Here is a 17,543-nt window from a genome sequence, read left to right as displayed (position 1 = left end):
GCGACATCTAATTGTGCTCGCCTTTTTCGGGGACCCTGCCGGGCTGCCAGTCCTCGTCTCCGAAGCGAACCGGCGGCGCGATGTGCCGACCGCCGCCTTCGCTTGTAAGTAGCAGTCCGCGCTCAGCGATGTGCGGCTCATCGAAGGCCTCGCGAAAATCGAGAACGGGTGAGAAGGCGATGTCCTTGCCGGCGAACCATTCGACCCATGCTTCACGGGTCCGCCGTGCGAAGGTTTCGCGCAGGAAGGCGATGAGCTCACCCTGCTTACCCGCCGGCGCCTGCGCTAAGGACAGCAAGTCTTCGCGTTTCAAAGCGGATAACAGGTTGCGCGCGAACTTTATCTCGCGACCGCCCAGCACGACGTGTTTGCCATCGCTTGTTTCGTACACCTGATAAAATGCGGCACCTCCAAGGGAGCGCTGCGAGGCGGACTTGGGGCTCTTCCCACCCTTGATCGCACTGCCGGCCGTATGAGCGCACCAGGGCAGGAGGCTGTCGAACATCGCGCAGTCGATATGGGCGCCCTCGCCCGTCCGCTCGCGCCCGACGAGCGCCATGAGGACGCTCGAGAGCGCGGTCAGTCCGGCGGCAAGGTCGGCGCTCGGCGCGCCGGGAACCACGGGCGTGCCATCAGGTCCATCGTTGACGGAGAGAAAGCCCGCAAGCGCTTGTACCGCCATATCGTGCGCCGGGTGATGGGCGAGCGGGCACTCCTGTCCAAAAGCCGAGATCGAGCAATAAACGATGTTTGGCCTGATCGCCTTCACGCTTTCATAATCGAAACCGAGCCGCTCCATCACGCCGGGCCTGAACCCCTCGACAAAGACGTCTGCCTCGGCGACGAGTTCGTGCAATCTCGCTTTACCGGCTGCGCTCTTGAGATCGAGCACCACGCTTTTTTTGCCGCGATTGAGATTGGCGAACCAGACCGAGTGCTCGGTGTCGCCATAGGTGTCGAACGGAGCCTGAACCCGCGCCGGATCGCCCGCCTCTGGTTCGATCTTGATGACTTCGGCCCCCTGGTCCGCCATCATGACGGTCATCATGGGTCCTGGAAGAAACTGGGTCAGGTCTACGACCGTGATGCCGGTGAGCTTGCCCATTCTTCCGCTCAGATCACGCCGCTCGTGCGCAGGTCCGCGATTGCGGCCTCGTCATAGCCGAGATCGCCGAGGATCGCGTCGCTGTCTTCACCGAGAAGCGGCGCTGCGCGGTTGGGCAGGCGTTGAGAGTCGAAGCGGATCGGGCTGGCCAGCACATTGAGCTCCGGATTGTCGGGATGCTCGATCTGAGTGCGCATGCCGATCGTCTCAAGCCATGGATTGTCGAGCGCGTCGGCAAGCGTGTAGACCGGGGCGACGGGGACGTGACCGGCGAGCAAGTCCTGCCAATGCGCCATCGATTGCTTGACGAACTCCTCGTCGAGCAACCGGGTAAGCTCTTCGCGGTTCGCCAGTCGATCGGCATTGCTCGCAAAGCGCGGATCGTCTTTCAGGTCGACGCGTCCCATGCGCGTGGTGAGGATGTCCCAGAATTTGGGCAGCTGGCACATCACGAACATCCACCCATCGGCGGCCTTGAACATCTGACTGGGCGTCGCAGTGGGATGCGCGCTCCTTGGAGTGCGCTGCGTTTCCTCCCCATGATTCATGTACCAAAGCGCTGGATAGCTGGTCTGGTGGATGGCTGCGGAGAGCAGGTCCGTATCGACGTCCCGTCCCTTGCCGGTGCGCTGCGCATCGACAAGCGCGCCCAGTAAGCCGATGCAGAAGATTGTGCCGGTGATGAAATCGACCATCGAGAGCCCCATGCGCTGGGGATCGCCGCCAGGTTCGCCGGTTATGGTGCAATAGCCCGCCTCGGCCTGCATCAGGTAATCATAACCGGGCCAATTGGCGCGCTCGTTGTCGCGGCCATAGGCGGAAAGATGCGCACAGACGATGGCGGAGTTCACGTCCTTAAGCGATGCATAATCGAGGCCGAGTCGCGCGGGTAGGTCGCCGCGCATGTTGTTGGCGACCGCATGGCTTGTCGCTGCGAGCTTGCGCAGGATTTTCTGCCCTTCATCCGAATTCAGATCGAGCGTCAACGAGCGCTTGTTGAGGTTGAAGCCCTGGAAGTAGGTGCTTTCGCCCGGCCTCAAAAAATGCGGGCCAACCACGCGCGCCGTGTCGCCGCCGCCACGCCTTTTGCCGTCCTCGCCGATCTTGCCCGGCGGTTCGATCTTGATGACCTCGGCGCCCATCTGCGCGAGGAACATCGTGCCGTAAGGACCTGCGCCATATTGCTCTGCGCTGATGATGCGAAAGCCCTTGAGCGGGAGCTGGTCTGCAGGGAGCGTCACGGGCCGTAGCGGCTTAGATCGCGTTTTCTTTTAGGTGCTGTTTGGCGATGATAATCCGCTGCATTTCGTTGGTCCCCTCTCCGATGCACATCAGCATGCTGTCGCGGTAGAAACGCTCGATGTCGTATTCCTTGGAATAGGAATAGCCACCGAAGATGCGCATCGCCTCCTGGCTGTTCTCCACCGCCGCTTCCGACGCGAAATATTTCGCAACGCCCGCTTCCTTGTCGCAGCGCTCGCCCCGGTCATAGGCTTCGGACGCATCGAGCGTCAGCAGCCGCGCAGCACGGGCCCGCGTCACCATTTCGCCGAGCTTCAGCTGGATCGCCTGATGCTGTGCGATAGGCTTGCCCATCGTCTCGCGTTGCTGCGCGTATTCAGTTGCCAGCCTGAGCGAGCCTTCCGAAAGCCCGACCCCGCGCGCCGCGACGTTGATGCGGCCCAGTTCGAGACCGCCAGTCGCTTGGAAGAAGCCCTGCCCTTCCTCGCCGCCGATAAGCTGGTCGGCGGGTATGCGGTAATCCTCCATGACCAGTTCGGCGCTGTCGATCGATTTGTAGCCTAGCTTGTCGAACTTCTTGCCGGTCGTAAGTCCATCGCGCTTGTCGGCTATGAACAGGCTCATCCCCTTGTAGCGTGGTTCGGCGGTCGGATCGGTCTTGGCTAGCAGCGCGAAGCACTGACCGTTCAGTGCGTTCGAAATCCAGGTCTTCGTGCCGTTGAGCACATAATCGTCGCCATCGCGCTTCGCGACGGTGCGGATCGCTTGAAGGTCCGTCCCGGCATTGGGTTCGGTTAGCGCTAGGCCTCCACGGATCTCGCCCGTTGCGAATTTGGGCAGCCACTTCGCCTTTTGTTGCGGTGTCCCGAAGCGCTCGACGGCGGCCGCCATGATGAGATGCGAATTGAAGATGCCGGTGATCGCCATCCAGTAGCTGGAGATGCGCATCACTATCTTGGCGTAAGTCGTCGCAGGCAGCCCGAGCCCGCCATATTCCTGACCGATCGTGGCGCCGAACAGGCCCATCTCGGCCATCTGCTCGACCAGTTTCTCCGGCCAGATATCGCCATGGTCATGGTGCTGGATGACCGGAATGACCTCGCGTTCGAGCCATCGGTCGATCGCGTCCATGAAGGCGCGCTCCTCATCCGGGTCGATGGTGCGGATCTGGTCCTCTAGTTGCGGGGCGGTTGCCATGATCGTGTCCCTTATATTCTCATATTACTCGTCGAGCCCGCCAAAGCCGCGCTTCCAGACCAGCACGGTGCGCTTGTAGTGGCTGACGATGTGGCCATGCTGGTTCTTGGCGATGGTCTTGAATGTGACGATGCCCTGCTGCGGGCGGCTCTTGCTTTCGCGCTTTTCGAGCACTTCGCTCTCGCAATAGAGCGTGTCGCCGACGAAAAGCGGTTTTGTCATGCGCACCTCGTCCCAGCCAAGATTGGCGATCGCCTTCCCGCTGGTGTCCGAGACGCTCATCCCGGTCATCAGAGCAATGGTGAAAGGCGAGACGACGAGCGGCTTGCCGAACTCGGTGTCCTTGGAAAGCTCGTAATCGAAATGCGCGGGATGCGTATTCATCGTGAGTAGCGTAAACCACACATTGTCCGCATCGGTGATCGTGCGGCCCGGGCGGTGCTCATAGACATGCCCCTCTTCGAAATCCTCGAAATAGCGGCCCTGCACTTCGCGAAAGCGACCCGGGGAAACCTCGATGACACCGTCACGCATTGTGGGCTCCTTCAGCGCGCGCGAGCACCGCGCGGTATTTCTTGACGAAGGGGGCTTCGAGCATCTTTCCCTTGAAACGGATCGCCCGTTCGCCGCCTGCCTTGTAAGCGTCGAGCGCTTCGCGGGCTTCGGTGATTTCGTCACCTGAAGGTGCGAAGGCGGCGTTGGCCGCTGGGACCTGACGCGGGTGGATCACAGCCTTGCAAAGGAAGCCGAGGGCTGCGGCACGCTTACATTCCTCGGCAAACCCGGCGTCGTCATCGAGATGGATATAGGGCACGTCGATCGCTGGTTTTCCGGCCTCTGCGCAGGCCAGTACCATCGCATGGCGCGCGCCCAAAAGCGGGTCCCATGCCAGTTCGACGCCTAGCTCGCTCGAAAAATCCGCGCCGCCTAGCATGAGCGCCGTGACCTTACGGTGCGAGACGATCTCCAGCGCATGGCGGAGGCCGCGCGGGGTCTCGACCAGCGGCACAAGATCGGGACAACGCTCGCCTAGCGCGCCAACCACCACGTCGAGCTCGGCTGGGCTTTCGACCATCGGGACCATGAGCACCGGCGGTAGGATGTCCGCATCGCCGAGCGCAGCAAGATCGCGCACGCCTGCGAGCGTCGTCACCGCGTTGATCCGGATGCCCCAGCCTTCGGAAGCCTCCGCAACGTGAGCCAGCGCCGCTTCGCGCGCACTTTCCTTGTCTTCAGCCGCCACCGCATCTTCGAGGTCGATTACGGTCAGCCCCGCCTTCGCCGCCTTCGCCTTGCCGAAGCGGTCCGGACGCGATCCCGGAACAAACAGAAGGCTGGCAGCTGAGAACATAATCGTAGCAGGATCCTCAATCGGATGTCCGGGAGCGCGAATTTCAGCCTTCACAATTTGTCCGGACAAATCTAAAGTCAAGCGCGAAGTTTTGAATTGTCCGGACAAATGAAGTGCCCGGATTTCGCTCGGGAGGGAATATATGAAACTTGTGAATGCGCTGATGGTTGCAGGGGCCGCGTGGGCGGGCGCCTTCGGGCTTGCCAATTCCGTCTCGGCGCAGATGCTCGATCCGTCCGATCCGCAAGACGCTCTCGAGATTTCAAAGCGGCTCCAATGCGGCGTCTCCGAAGACGAACCAGCGGTCTATCACTGGTCCGGCAACATCTATGGTCGCTCACCAGGTGTGCGCGACCAGCTGCTCTTCAAAGGGGAGGGCATGAACATCCGCCGCTGCGTCGAGATCACCGATCCCGAGCGCGGCACCGGTTGGCGCCTCATCAGCCGCGAGATCATGCTGATGCTCGATCCCGAAACCGGCGAGGTCCTCGACAGCTGGGAAAATCCCTACACCGGCGAGATGGTCGAGGTGATGCAGATCCACAACGACCCGGTGAACGGGCGTCCCAATTTCGCAACGGGTGCGGATGGCGCACCCTTCACGCTATCGTCGATGAGGGTCGCCGGGCCCTACGTCTTCATGCCGTTCGAGGTGCCGCTGTTCTATCCCAACCCCCTCGCGGGCGAGTATCAGCAATATGTCGGCAACATGTATCACGCGATGGAGATATTCGATTTTGCCGCTCTGAAGGACGAGCTGTTCGACGCTTCGCTTCCGACCGCCTACCCAATGATCAGCTGGGTGCGCCTCTCGCCCTGGGCGCCTTGGATGGAGATGGGCGGGCGTCCGGGCCAGATGGTGTTCAACGCCATGGGCCGCAAATTGCCGGGTGGGTTTGAGGAGCTGCCCGACGTCCTCAAGAACGAAATCCGCGAGAACTATCCGATCTACGAACAGGCCCCGCACAAGGACGATATGCGTCCCAACGAGACGACTTGGACGAAGTTCAAGATGCTGACGGACGAGGCGCGCAGAACCGGCAGCGACGGCGGCCCTGGAACCGACTAGGAAATGATGGGTCGGGAAGCGCTGCATCGCCTCCCGATCGTTCAAGCGCCTAGAAATTCGATACGACCAGCAGCCCGATCCGACGTCCCGGCCGAAGCCCGGCAACGAAGCTCCGCCGGAAATCGTTGTTCGCATCGGCAAAGCGCAGCACCTGCTGCACGGCATCCTCGTCGAAAAGATTATCGGCGTAGAGCTGGATGCGATAGGTGTCGTTCTCGATCCCGATACGCGCGTCGACTTCCGTCGCATCGCCCGTGCGGGCAAGGTTATGGACCTGCGCGAACTGGCTCGATGTATAGGTGACGTTGCCGCCGACGAAGAAGTCCCAGTCGCCGTTGCCGAACGGGGCGGGCGTCACGTAGACCGCGTCCGCGAAGACCCGGTGCTTGGGCGCGCGCGGTATCGTCTGTCCGGCAATCGATCCGAACAGGCTTTGGCATCCATCGACGTCGGGGAACTGGTCCCCGGTCGAGCAATTGACGAGCCTGTCATCGGCCACATCGTTGAGAATGCCCTGCTGCTCGTCGAAGCCGCTGGTAAATTCGGTATCGGCCAGGGCGTAGTTGGCGCTGATGACGAAATTGCCCAGAACAGCGCGCGCTTCCGCTTCGATGCCGAAAACTTCCGCGTCGCCCGCATTGACCGTCGCGCTCAACTGGTTGGGCGGATCGGAGATATTTTGCGTCAGTTGATAGCCTTCGATATCGGTGTAGAACGCAGCGATGTTGAAGGTCAGCAAGCCGTCGGCAAATGTGTTCTTGATGCCGATCTCATAGGAGGTGTTTTCTTCCTCGTCGAAGGTCGGCACTCCGGCGTTTCGCGCTTGAACGCTGTTGAAGCCACCCGGTTTGATGCCTTCGGCGTAGATGGCGTACAGTAGATTGTCCGGCGTGAACTGCCAGTCGAAAGTCACGCGCGGGGTGAAGCTCGTGAATTTCTGATCGTCGAAGACCTCGCCTGCGGGTCGCGGTTCGCCTTCGTTGAAATCGAACAGGGTCTGGCCGATCGTTTCTTCGGCATAGCGGCCTTCGAGCCCCAGATTGATTTCCGGCGTTATATGCCAGTTTACGGCCCCGAATACGGCGACGTTTTCGATATCGCGTAGCGCTTCGTCCCGCAGGTTGAGCTGGTCTGGCCCCGAAGGCCCGAACAGCGGGACAACCGACGCACAGACCGGATTGGCCGCGCAGATCGCCTGTTCCTGACCGAAGCGTGCCCCGAAACTCGCGCCTGCCCTCGCGGCTGCATCGCCGGGAACGTCGCGGATCGAAAAACTGTCGGCGCTTTGATCGAAATAATACCCGCCGACCACGAAATCGAACAGGTCGCTTTCGTAGCTCAGGCGCAGTTCCTGCGACCAATCGGAAACCTCGCTGCGATTGGCGAAGGAGAAATCGACCGTGGTCCCCACGAAGCCGAACTCGAACGGGGGCACGGGAAAGCCGGAAATCGGGAACCGCGCGAACACCGCTGTCTGGAAGCTTTCCGGGCTGTAATCGCCGTCCGTCAGCTGCTGCTCGGTGCGGTCGTTATAACCGGTGAGCGAAGTCAACGTCAGACCCTCGCCGAGCTCGTAATCCATGCGCAGGGAGACGTTATAGGTATCGGCTTCCAGGCCGACTTCGTCCGCATCTATGAACTGGCGCGAAAAATCGGTGTTGATCTCCTGCGGCTCGATCGTGCCGCAGAAATAGCGCCCGCCGCCGTTATAAAGAGAGCCATCGTCGAAGAAGCAATTATTGGCGGTCGTGGGCTGCTGGAACAGGGCCGGTTGGCCGTCGTCTGTGCGGTTGTAATAGCCGCGCAGGGTCGCGGTGAAGGGCCCGCCACTGTCCCAATCGAGCACGCCAGAGAGCGAGTAGGAGCTTTGCTTGCCCACCTCTTCGCCGTCGAACTGATTTTCGAACTCGCCGCCGAAATCGAAGAAGCGGCCGTTGATACCGAGCCCGAGACCGTCGGCAATCGGCCCGCGAATGCCGGCGGTGATTTCGTAGCGATCGTCGGTCGCCAGATCGAGCGCGACGCGGCCTTCCCAGACATCGCCCGGTTTCTTCGAGATGATATTGATCGCGCCCGAATAGGTGTTGCGTCCGTAGAGCGCGCTTTGCGGGCCCTTCACCACCTCCAGCCGCTCGATCGTATCGACGTCGTAGTCGGCAAGGCTGCCGGTGTAGTAAATACCATCGATGAAGAATGCGACGCCGCTTTCGCCCAGAATATTGGCTTGGCCGCGAATGACGGGACGATTGGCATTACGCCCGAAACTCTCGTCGAAAAACAATCCGGGGGTGAGGTTGGCTATCTCCTCGAAGCTGTCGAGGCCGAGGTTCGTGATCGTCTCCGAGGTCACGACCGCCACCGTGGTCGGCACCTCCTGAAGTTCCTCTTCCTTCTTCCGCGCGGTGACGATGATACGGTTGCCCTCGCCTTCTTCGGCATCCAACGCATCGGCCCCCGCAACGACCTGCGCCTGGGCTATTCCCGGCACCAGCGTAGCAGGCGTGAGGATCGTTGCTGCGAGCAGCGCACGGCGCATTGGCGTATTCATAGATTTCCCTCCCATGAAACCTGCGTCCCACCGCCGGTTTCGATCGTCCCTATGTCACAATTCTGCCTCACAAGCAGAATTTGTCCAGACAAATTTTTCAACAGACATGCCCGACGCTGGCGTCCGCCGCGTGCGGATTTCCGGCTTGCCGTTTGTCACAGCATAGGTTTCGTGTTGCCCAGGAACGCGGTGACGAGCAGCAGGAGGTAGACCATCCAGACCCAGATCCGCGTCCGGTCCATCGTCCGGCGCAGTGGGATTTCGGTGGCGTCGGACGATCCCTCTTCCAGCACCGCAGTCAGCTGCGCGCCGACCGGCTTGAAGGTCACGTCGATCATGATCGCGGAAACGAAGATCAGCCCGAACAGCAGCGCTTTCCACGCCAGCCAGTCGGGAATGAGCGGTCCGCCGGTGATCAGGCTCTGGCCGCCCAGCCACAAATAGAACCCGCCGATGATCCAGCGCAGCCAGCTCTCGATAGCGCGATTGCGCGCGGCGCGCGGGGTCATGTCGTGTTTGTGCGCATCCCATACCAGCCACAGCCAGAACAGGCCGATCGCCCAGGCGGCGATACTGAGCCAGGCGGGCACGTCCCACCATCCGCCAAGGTCGACGACGCTGAGCGACAGCGGTACCATCAAGGCCCAAGCGCTGCGCGGCACCATGTCGATCTCGACCAGCAGCTTGAGCAGGGCGATGCGCTGATCGAGCGTATAGGCCTCGCGCCTGCGAAAATGCTGGCCAAGGACGAAAACCCCGACATCGGCGCCGAGCCACAGAACGAAGAGCAACAGATGCGCGTAAACCATCGCGGGATATGCGAATTGCGAGACATCCACCGAACAACCCCCTTCAGCAAAAGTGTTGCGCCCAGGTCACGCGGCGCGACACATTAGCACAATTTGTCCGGACAAATTGCACTTCCTCGCTTGACAAGCAAGCATTTGTCCGGACATTTCATTTCGGGGGCCGCTCAGATTTCCGCGAAGGACGATCCCCCGCACGCAAAGGAGCTTTTCCATATGATGCTGCGCATTCCGACCAAGCTTGCCCTGTCAGGCGCCAGTTCCCTCCTCGCGCTTGCCGCCCTGCCCCATGCCGCGCAGGCACAATCGGTGGACGAGGCGATCGATGCGGCCGAAGCCGATATAGACGAGCCGACCGGTAACGCGATCATCGTCACCGCGCAGCGCCGGGCAGAAAACCTGCAGGACGTACCCGCCGCGGTGACTGCCTTTTCCGCGGTCGAGCTCGAGCGTCGCCAGGTTTTCGACGCCAACGACCTGACCTCGCAGGTCCCCGGCGTCGTCATCACCACCGGCACCGGCACGTCCTCGTCCGCACGCATCTTCTTCCGCGGCGTGGGCGAGGACGAGTCTCGCGGCGCGGTCGATCCGGCGGTCGGCATCTACATCGACAACGTCTATCTTGGCCGCACGGTCGGAAGCCTCGTCGATCTCGTCGACGTCGAGCAGGTCGAAGTGCTGCGCGGACCGCAGGGAACGCTTTACGGCCGCAACACGAACGGCGGTGCGATCAAGTTTACCTCGGTCCGCCCGCAGCTTCTCGAAAACTCGGTGACCGCCGAAATCGGCACCGGCAATTACGACCGGATCCAGGCGCGCGGCACGGTCAATCTTGCCTTAGCGGATACGCTGGCGGTGCGAGTCTCCGGTCTCTATCGCGAGCGCGAAGGGTTCTTCGAACTCAATCCGAACGGCGATTTTGCGAGCTTCGCCGGAACCGAGGTCGGTGACGAGGAAGTCTACTCGGTGCGCGGCAGCCTCTATGGCGAAATGAGCGACGCGTGGAGCGTGCTGGCGATCTTCGATTACACGAAGGACAATTCGGACCCGATCCCATCCTCGCTGGTCGACGAAAGCGACAATCCCGCGATCGTCACAGACCGCGATCAGGATATCTTCACCATCGAACCGGCCGCAGGGGTCACCTGTTCCGCCGCGACCCCGGTCAACTTCCAGGCGATCGGCTGCATCACCAACTACAACAGCGAAGTCGAGACCTATGGCGCCTCGATTCAGCTAACGGGGGATTACGACAATTTTTCGGTCACATCGATCAGCGCGCTTCGCGCCCTCAAGGACGATCTCGACAGCTTCATCAGCTTTCCCTTCTTCCAGGAAACGCGCCAGCACCAATTCAGCCAAGAGGTGCTCGTCAACACCAACTTCGACGGGCCCTTCAACCTCACCACCGGCGCATTCTACTATTACGAAGACGTCGACCTCGATTACGATTTCATCTTTCCCTTCGCCAACGACGTCGAGACCGAGAGCTTCTCGGTCTTCGGCCAGGGGACATTCGATATCACCGATGCGTTGACGCTGACGGGTGGCCTGCGCTGGACGACCGAAGATCGCGACTTCGTGGGCAATGCAGGCGGGCCTTTGGCAGGCTTCGGCTCCAATATCGTCGGCGCTGCCGATACCGATAACATCACCTGGACGGCGAAGATCGACTATTCGCTGACCGACGATATCCTGTTCTACGCCTCCTATGCGACCGGGTTCAAATCGCCCGGCTTTTCGCCCGACTGCTTCAACCCGCTCGCCTGCTTCCGCCAGGTCGACGAGGAGGAATTGGACAGCATCGAAGGTGGCATTCGCACCCAGTTCTGGGACGGGCGCGTGACCTTCAACGCGACCTATTTCTACAACGATTATCAGGACCTCCAGATCAGCGGCACGCTGCCTTCGGGCGCCTTCACGCGCATCAATGCGGGCGAAGCGCGCATACAGGGCGTCGAGATCGATGGCCAGATCGAGGCTTTCGACGGCTTCACGATCTACGGGAATGCGAGCTATCTCGACGGGGAATATCAAACACTCAACTTCGATCAGGCGGGGCTTCTCACCAACAGCTCGGTCACCAATCCTGGCCTCGCCTGCACCGGGGTCTCGACCGCGCCGGGCGAACCCGTGATCGAACAGGAAATCATCGATTGCGCGCTCGGTCTCGAGCTCAAGAACGCGCCGGAGTTCAAGGCGCTGGTCGGATTCATCGCCGAGGTCCCGATCGGTAATGGCGACCTTTTCTTCGGTGCCGATGCCGCTTGGGAGGATGACACGTTCGGCCTCGTCGCTAACGTCCCGGGCACCGAGCAGGAGCCGGGTTTGAGGATTGATGCCCGCGTCGGCTATACGACAGGGCGCTATCGCATCTCGATCTGGGGCAAGAACCTAACCGACCGCGAATATTTTAGAGCCAACACGTTCAACGCACCGACTCGCCAGAATCAGGTTTTCGCCGCGCCGCCCCTTACATTCGGGGTCGATGTCGGCATCTCCTTCGATTGACGTGAGGAGGCTCTCCCCCTCGATGCGCCGGGCCTTCGTGCTCGGCGCATTCGCGTTTTTTCTGGCCGTGCTCACCGCGTTGCCATCGTCGCAATTGCGTGCACAGGAAGCGGGGCGCCTGGGTGTCGAGCCGTGGAGCGAGGCGGTGGTCTCGGTCGCCGCGTTCGAACCCGCAACCCGCCTGTTCCGCCATGCGGGCGGATGGCGGCTGGTCGCCTCGGGAGAGATGTCGCGCGGGGAACTCGACTATTATCGCCTGCCCGCCAGCGTCACGGGTGCATTCGAACGCTGGTGCGCACCGCGGGCGGAGACCGGCTGCATACGCTTCGTACGCATCGATGGCGCCGAGCGACAAGGTCCGATCCGTCCCGCCGCACGGGCCTGGGACACGGGCGGTATATACTCGATCATGGTCCGCAGCGACGATGTGTCGGCGCTCTACGACAAGGCGCTGGAGCTCGGTTGGTGGGCGGAAAGTCCGCCGATCCGTTTCCAATTCGGCGCGTCGGACTTGCGCAACGTCGTGTTGACCGGACCGCACGGCATCCACCTCGCGGTTTACGAGCGGATCACGCCCGAATTCACCGCGTTCCCGCTCGGTCCAATCAGCCAGGGGTTCAACGCGATGCGCATGGTGCGCGACCGGGCGAGCGCGCGCGACTTCTATGCCGAAAAGCTCGGCTTCGACAGGCTGTTCGACAGCGACCGGGAACCGGCAGAGCCCGCTTTCTCTAATTTCTCGATACCCTACAATCTAACCCCGCAAATCGTGCGCGCCGCCGCCGCGCTGCAACCTTCCCTGCCAGGCGAGACGGGCCGGGTAGAAGTCATGCAGATCACCGGCTTCACCGGCCGCGATCATTCCGCGCGCGCTTCTCTCCCTAATTTCGGGATCGTCTCGGTTCGCTATCCGGTTCGCGATATTGGCGTCTATCGCGCTTTTCTAAATGCCCAAGGCGTCGAACTGACCTACGAAGCGCAGGGCGTGACGGTGGGAACTCTCGGCAGGCTCGACATGATCGCGGTGCGCGATCCCGACGGCAATCTTACCGAGTTCTACCAAGCACCGTGACGCCACATTCACGGGACTTCGCGGCGGCAAGGGTCGCGCTCGCAGCCGCGGCCGCTATGATGGTGTGGAGCAAGGCAGGTACCAGCGCATGACAGCTCCGACGGCCAAACCACCTTCCGGCGAATTTTCCAAAGGCTGGAAAGTCCTTCTCGCAGGGGTGCTCGGCGTTATGTGCGGCGCCTCGCCGATCCCCTACAATATTATTGGCTTCACTGCCGAGCCGCTCTCCGCCGAATTCGGTTGGAGCCAAACGCAGATCCTGCTGCCGATAACCCTGTTCGGCGTCATCGCCAGTGTGCTTGCGCCCGTCTTCGGCTGGATGGCGGATCGCTTCGGCGTGCGACCAGTCGCCTTGTGGTCGCTCTTCGCCTTCGGCCTCGCCTTTGCCGCGATCTCGCTCACCCCTACCGCGAGCGAAGCGCAGACGCTGTATATCTATTACGGTTTCTGGGTGGTGGTCGGCCTGGTCGGGATCGGTTCGACCCCGGTCACATGGAGCCGGGCGATCAATCTGTGGTTCTTCGAGCATCGGGGTTTGGCGCTCGGCATTCTGTTGATGGGCACGAGCCTTGCGGCGATGGTCGTGCCTCAGGTCGCGGTCTGGGCGATCGCGACTTATGGCTGGCGCGCGATGTTCGCGATCGTCGCACTGTTCCCGGCGGCGGCGTTGGTCGTCGCCTTCCTTTTGTTCCGCGAACCGCGCTCGGAGGAACGGCCCAAAGCGATTGAAAGCGAGACCGGCAAACTGACCGGAGTCACGCTCGGCAAAGCGCTCGCGGATTACCGCTTCTGGGTCATCTGGCTTTCCATCGCGCTGATCGCAACGGCTTTCGGAGGTGCCTTCATCAACATGCCGACAATGCTTGGCCTGCGGGGCGTCGACGCCTCGACCGCAGCGAGCGTAATGGGCATTCTCGGCATCGGCATCTTTACCGGACGGCTGATCACCGGCGCACTGCTCGACCGCTTCTGGCAGGGCTTCGTCGCCTTCCCGCTGCTGTGCCTGCCCGCGATCTCCGCGTGGTTGTTGCTTGGCGACAGCCTTCCCTTCGCTGCCGCCGCGCTTGCCGGGTTCCTCCTCGGCTTTGCCGCGGGCGCGGAAAGCGACCTCATCGCCTACCTCACGGGACGCTATTTCGGGATGGCGAATTACGGCAAGATCTACGGCATGCTCTACATGCCCTTCGGCCTTTTCAGCGCCGCTTCCCCGGTCGTCTACGCGCAGGTCTATGACCGGACGGGAAGCTACAACCCGATCCTCGAATTGGCGATCTTCATGTTCATTGCAGGCGGCGCGCTGCTCCTACTTCTGGGCCGCTATCCAGACAGTTTTCCCGAAGCCGAAGACGCTTCCCCCACCCCGCAGATGGAGCCCGCCTGATGGCTACGCTCGCCGAAAAGCCACTCGAAGATGCGCTGCGTGCAACCGGCGCCGAAGTGCTGACCGATGAGGCCAGCCTCGATTTCTACGCCCACGACATCTATTCGCGGGGTAGCGATCTCGCCGCGGTCGTGCGGCCCGCCGACAAGCTCCAGCTGGCCGCCGCTGTAAAGGCCGCGACCGATGCCGGCCACTCTGTGGCCCCGCGCGGCGGAGGGATGAGCTATACCGGCGGCTATACGCAAACGCGCGAAAGCGCGGTGCTGTTCGACCTCGCAAAAATGAACCGCGTGCTGGAGGTCAATGATACCGATATGACCGTCACGGTCGAAGCTGGCTGCACTTGGGCGGCCCTGCGCGAGCGGCTCGGCCATCACGGCATGCGCACCCCGATGTGGGGCACTTTATCTGGCCTTATGGCAACCATTGGCGGCGGCATGAGCCAGAACGGGATCTTCTGGGGCACGGGCCGCTATGGCACTGCTACGCAAAGCTGCACCGCGCTTGAAGTGGTGCTCGCCGACGGGACGCTCCTGTCCACCGGCAAGAAGCACGCGCGGCCCTACGGTCCCGACCTCACAGGCCTTTTCCTCGGCGATACCGGAGCGCTGGGGATCAAGGCCACGGTTACGCTCAAGCTGATCCATGAAGCGGACTTCAACGCCTATGCGAGCTTCGCCTTCGACGACGCGCAAGGCTGGTTCGCCGCGGCAAGCGAGATCGAGCGGCGCGGCATTGCGACCGAGTGTTTCGGCTTCGACCCCTACTTGAACGCCATCCGCATGAAACGCGACAGCCTCACGAGCGACGCGAGGCAGTTGGTCGGCATGATGAAAAAGCAGGGCGGCGTGCTCAAGGCGCTTAAGGAAGGCGCAAAGGTCGTCGCAGCGGGGCGCGATTTCCTGAAGGATGCGAATTTTTCGCTCCACGTGCTTGCCGAAGGTCGCATTCAGGCGGCCGCCGATGCCGATGTGGAGATCGCACGCCAGATCGCGGCGATGCATGGTGGGCTCGAGGTCGAAAACACTATTCCCAAGATCATTCGCGCCAATCCCTTCGGTCCCTTGAATTCGATCCTCGGCCCGGATGGCGAGCGGTGGGCTCCGATCCACGGCCTTGTCTCGCACGGCCGCTCGGCGCAGTGTTTCGCAGCATTCGAAAGGCTGTTCGCCGACCACGAAGGTGAAATGGAGCGGCTCGGCGTCCATTACGGTACGCTCATCGCGAATGTCGGTTTGGCGGGTGTGGTGATCGAACCGTGCCTCTACTGGCCCGATCTGCGCAATCCGGTGATCGAGGACACGATAGAGAAGGCGCACCTCAAGAAGCTGCCAAACCATGAGCATAGCGAGGACGCCTGGGCGCTGGCGCAAGGCCTTAAAGAGGCCATCGTCGACATCTTCTTCGAACACGATGCCGTCCATTTCCAGATCGGCCGCACCTATCGCTATCGCGATAGCCTGGATCCGCGCGCCGACGCGCTGCTCAAGGCGGTGAAGGTCGAACTCGATCCACGCGGTCTCATGAACCCCGGATCGCTGGGCCTGTAGGTGAATGTCGAGCTTGATCGCAGGCGAGCTATCGCCGCGGGCCTTTGCGCCGCTATAGCCACCCACGCCCCACTCGCCGCACAGCAGGGAGAGAACGTGACCGACATGTCGACTTACAGCGCAATGGCGATGCAGCTGACCGCGCGCTCGCTCGAGCGGCTACCCACTGAAGACGAAGCGCGCGCTGCTATGCTCCAGCACATCGCCGAGATCGAAGGGCAAATCCGCACTTCTTCGATATTCGTCGCGCAATATTCGGGCAAGCCGGTGAAGCTCGTCGTAATGCCGGAGTATCTGTTCACCTCCTATCCCGGGCGCATCTCCATTCCCGACTTCGCCGCTAAGGTGGGCTGGGCGCCGGGTGGGCCGGAGTATGAGGCACTCGGCACAGTCGCGCAGAACCTGGGCATGTTCCTCGCAGGCAATGCATACGAGACCGACGAAGCGTTTCCCGACTTCTACTTCCAGTCCTGCTTCATCGTCGCGCCTTCGGGCGATGTGGTGCTGCGATATCGCCGCCTTCTATCGATGTATGCGCCCTCGCCGCACGACGTGTGGGAGGCATATCTCGATAAATACGGGCTTGAAGGCGTCTTCCCGGTGGCGCGCACCGAAATCGGGAATCTGGCGGCGATTGCGTCTGAGGAAATCCTCTATCCCGAAATCGCCCGTGCGCTAGCATTGCGCGGGGCAGAGGTACTCTGTCATTCCTCCAGCGAGGTCGGTTCCCCCATCGCGACGAACAAGGACATCGCCAAACAGGCGCGCGCCTTCGAAAACCTCGCCTATGTCGTGAGCTCCAACACGGCGGGTATTTCGGGCACGGCGATGCCGCTCAATTCGGCGGAAGGAAACAGCCAGGTCGTCGACTGGAAAGGCCGCGTCGTCGCGCAGAGCGGGGATGGTGAGACCTTCACCGCTTTTTCGACCATCGACCTTTCCGCCCTTCGCGACGCTCGGCGAACGCCAGCGATGACCAATTACCTCGCTCGCCAGCGCCCTACTCTCTTCGCCGAGGCCTATGCCGCTGCTGCAGAGCCATTCCGCGAGGCGGACGGAATGATGGAAGGTGGTTCCCCGAAAGTTCCTGATCGCGACTATTTCAACCGCGCGCAGGCCGAGGTCATTGAGCGGCTGAGCAAAGCGGGCGTAATTTGATGCAACACCGCAATGTGCGCGGTAAGATCCGCTACACCTCGATGAAGCCGGGCATGGAAGGCCAAGAGCGGGGGCGCGAGTGGTTCAACTTCTCGCATCATGCGGACGGCTCGGTCATCATGAATGCGCGGTGCGAGATCGAGGAGCCAGACCCCACGGTCCTTCGCAACATCACCTACCACATCGGCCCCGATCGCAAGCCGCGCAACCTGCTGGTGCATCTCACGCTCGGCGACGAGTTCCTTGGCTCCGGCTGGATGGCTTACGATCCGGATGCCGGGCGCATCACCTGCGACAGCACCGGACCCGGGATCGGACGCAATGCGGAAAGCCGCGAGGCTGGCGAGTTCGACGCTTTCGGAACACACCCGATTGCGGGCGATGGCTTCACCACGCGGCTAATGAATGTGAGCGAGGGTCCACACAAGCGCCGCCTCAAGTTCTACCTCCCCTCCCCCGACCATCGCGGCGCCACCGCTCCCCAGATCGCCTATCTCGAAATGGTGATGGAATATGTCGGCGAGGAGGAGAAGACGGTCGAGGCGGGCACCTT

At 61.8% G+C, this 17,543-nt stretch carries 14 protein-coding genes; 7 read left to right on the top strand and 7 right to left on the bottom strand.

The window, feature by feature from the left end; all coding sequences use genetic code 11:
- Positions 1-7 precede the first annotated feature (7 nt).
- From V2I30_RS06000 to V2I30_RS05980, 5 genes are read right to left on the bottom strand one after another with little or no spacing between them, the layout of a single operon-like run.
- Positions 8-1,105, bottom strand: coding sequence for a CaiB/BaiF CoA transferase family protein (locus V2I30_RS06000; RefSeq protein ID WP_330661173.1), 1,098 nt, complete (start codon positions 1,103-1,105; stop codon positions 8-10).
- Between the two features lie 8 nt (positions 1,106-1,113).
- The gene (locus V2I30_RS05995; protein WP_330661172.1) at positions 1,114-2,346 is read right to left on the bottom strand and encodes a CaiB/BaiF CoA transferase family protein; all 1,233 of its coding nucleotides are present in this window, start codon (positions 2,344-2,346) and stop codon (positions 1,114-1,116) included.
- Between the two features lie 13 nt (positions 2,347-2,359).
- Positions 2,360-3,544 carry an acyl-CoA dehydrogenase family protein gene (locus V2I30_RS05990; RefSeq protein ID WP_330661171.1) on the bottom strand — a complete coding sequence of 395 codons (1,185 nt, stop codon included), beginning with the start codon at positions 3,542-3,544 and terminating at the stop codon, positions 2,360-2,362.
- Positions 3,545-3,568: 24 nt separating this feature from the next.
- Entirely contained in the window at positions 3,569-4,078 is a 510-nt protein-coding gene (locus tag V2I30_RS05985; RefSeq protein ID WP_330661170.1) for a MaoC family dehydratase, read from the bottom strand.
- Positions 4,071-4,895, bottom strand: a complete 825-nt coding sequence (locus V2I30_RS05980; RefSeq protein ID WP_330661169.1) for an HpcH/HpaI aldolase/citrate lyase family protein — start codon at positions 4,893-4,895, stop codon at positions 4,071-4,073. The genes V2I30_RS05985 and V2I30_RS05980 overlap by 8 nt, the downstream gene beginning before the upstream one ends.
- Before the next feature lie 142 nt (positions 4,896-5,037).
- Here V2I30_RS05980 and V2I30_RS05975 point away from each other — a divergent pair, with 142 nt between their 5' ends.
- A complete protein-coding gene (locus V2I30_RS05975) occupies positions 5,038-5,964 on the top strand; it encodes a DUF1838 family protein (protein WP_330661168.1) in 927 nt (308 codons plus the stop codon).
- Positions 5,965-6,013: 49 nt separating this feature from the next.
- Here the strand turns inward: V2I30_RS05975 and V2I30_RS05970 are convergent, their stop codons facing one another.
- Positions 6,014-8,512 (bottom strand): TonB-dependent receptor, encoded by a 2,499-nt coding sequence (locus tag V2I30_RS05970; RefSeq protein ID WP_330661167.1) that lies wholly within the window; start codon positions 8,510-8,512, stop codon positions 6,014-6,016.
- Positions 8,513-8,667: 155 nt separating this feature from the next.
- Entirely contained in the window at positions 8,668-9,351 is a 684-nt protein-coding gene (locus V2I30_RS05965; protein WP_330661166.1) for a hypothetical protein, read from the bottom strand.
- A gap of 183 nt (positions 9,352-9,534) precedes the next feature.
- Between V2I30_RS05965 and V2I30_RS05960 the strand changes: the two genes are divergently transcribed.
- The 6 genes from V2I30_RS05960 to V2I30_RS05935 form a co-directional block, all read left to right on the top strand.
- On the top strand, positions 9,535-11,829 hold the full coding sequence (locus V2I30_RS05960; protein WP_330661165.1) for a TonB-dependent receptor: 2,295 nt from the start codon (positions 9,535-9,537) through the stop codon (positions 11,827-11,829).
- A 22-nt stretch (positions 11,830-11,851) separates the two neighbouring features.
- On the top strand, positions 11,852-12,901 hold the full coding sequence (locus tag V2I30_RS05955) for a VOC family protein (protein WP_330661164.1): 1,050 nt from the start codon (positions 11,852-11,854) through the stop codon (positions 12,899-12,901).
- A gap of 88 nt (positions 12,902-12,989) precedes the next feature.
- Complete coding sequence (locus V2I30_RS05950; RefSeq protein ID WP_330661163.1) at positions 12,990-14,282, top strand: MFS transporter; 1,293 nt, start codon at positions 12,990-12,992, stop codon at positions 14,280-14,282.
- The gene (locus V2I30_RS05945; protein ID WP_330661162.1) at positions 14,282-15,832 is read left to right on the top strand and encodes an FAD-binding oxidoreductase; all 1,551 of its coding nucleotides are present in this window, start codon (positions 14,282-14,284) and stop codon (positions 15,830-15,832) included. Before V2I30_RS05950 ends, V2I30_RS05945 begins: the two co-directional genes overlap by 1 nt.
- Before the next feature lie 105 nt (positions 15,833-15,937).
- Positions 15,938-16,990 carry a nitrilase-related carbon-nitrogen hydrolase gene (locus tag V2I30_RS05940; RefSeq protein WP_330661161.1) on the top strand — a complete coding sequence of 351 codons (1,053 nt, stop codon included), beginning with the start codon at positions 15,938-15,940 and terminating at the stop codon, positions 16,988-16,990.
- Positions 16,990-17,543: hypothetical protein (locus V2I30_RS05935; RefSeq protein WP_330661160.1), on the top strand; the 554-nt coding region annotated here is incomplete at its 3' end. The genes V2I30_RS05940 and V2I30_RS05935, both read left to right, overlap by 1 nt.

The organism is Erythrobacter sp. (assembly GCF_036351135.1).
Lineage (GTDB): Bacteria > Pseudomonadota > Alphaproteobacteria > Sphingomonadales > Sphingomonadaceae > Erythrobacter.
Note: the sequence above shows the minus strand (reverse complement) of the source record. Positions and strands in the feature narration are given on the sequence as shown.

Bases quoted from the DNA above. Each gene is read 5' to 3' on its own strand.
- V2I30_RS06000 (WP_330661173.1), bottom strand. From the start codon at position 1,105: ATGGGCAAGCTCACCGGCATCACGGTCGTAGACCTGACCCAGTTTCTT.
- V2I30_RS05990 (WP_330661171.1), bottom strand. From the start codon at position 3,544: ATGGCAACCGCCCCGCAACTAGAGGACCAGATCCGCACCATCGACCCG.
- V2I30_RS05985 (WP_330661170.1), bottom strand. From the start codon at position 4,078: ATGCGTGACGGTGTCATCGAGGTTTCCCCGGGTCGCTTTCGCGAAGTG.
- V2I30_RS05980 (WP_330661169.1), bottom strand. From the start codon at position 4,895: ATGTTCTCAGCTGCCAGCCTTCTGTTTGTTCCGGGATCGCGTCCGGAC.
- V2I30_RS05975 (WP_330661168.1), top strand. From the start codon at position 5,038: ATGAAACTTGTGAATGCGCTGATGGTTGCAGGGGCCGCGTGGGCGGGC.
- V2I30_RS05970 (WP_330661167.1), bottom strand. From the start codon at position 8,512: ATGAATACGCCAATGCGCCGTGCGCTGCTCGCAGCAACGATCCTCACG.
- V2I30_RS05960 (WP_330661165.1), top strand. From the start codon at position 9,535: ATGATGCTGCGCATTCCGACCAAGCTTGCCCTGTCAGGCGCCAGTTCC.
- V2I30_RS05955 (WP_330661164.1), top strand. From the start codon at position 11,852: ATGCGCCGGGCCTTCGTGCTCGGCGCATTCGCGTTTTTTCTGGCCGTG.
- V2I30_RS05950 (WP_330661163.1), top strand. From the start codon at position 12,990: ATGACAGCTCCGACGGCCAAACCACCTTCCGGCGAATTTTCCAAAGGC.
- V2I30_RS05945 (WP_330661162.1), top strand. From the start codon at position 14,282: ATGGCTACGCTCGCCGAAAAGCCACTCGAAGATGCGCTGCGTGCAACC.
- V2I30_RS05940 (WP_330661161.1), top strand. From the start codon at position 15,938: ATGTCGACTTACAGCGCAATGGCGATGCAGCTGACCGCGCGCTCGCTC.